Origin of the sequence: Leclercia barmai (assembly GCF_049312895.1) — a bacterium.
Taxonomy (GTDB): domain Bacteria; phylum Pseudomonadota; class Gammaproteobacteria; order Enterobacterales; family Enterobacteriaceae; genus Enterobacter; species Enterobacter barmai.
On sequence record NZ_JBMNWZ010000027.1, the window covers coordinates 1 to 277 of the forward strand.

A 277-nucleotide genomic window follows, 5' to 3' on the forward strand; every position below is an offset into this window, starting at 1 on the left:
TGCTGGAGGTATCAGAAGTGCGAATGCTGACATAAGTAACGATAAAGCGGGTGAAAAGCCCGCTCGCCGGAAGACCAAGGGTTCCTGTCCAACGTTAATCGGGGCAGGGTGAGTCGACCCCTAAGGCGAGGCCGAAAGGCGTAGTCGATGGGAAACAGGTTAATATTCCTGTACTCGGTGTTACTGCGAAGGGGGGACGGAGAAGGCTATGTTGGCCGGGCGACGGTTGTCCCGGTTTAAGCATGTAGGCGGAGGTTCCAGGTAAATCCGGTACCTT

At 55.2% G+C, this 277-nt stretch carries 1 rRNA gene; it reads left to right on the top strand.

The features are described from left to right. Positions 1-277: ribosomal RNA gene (locus tag ACOYA6_RS23070) — 23S ribosomal RNA — on the top strand; the annotation flags it as partial.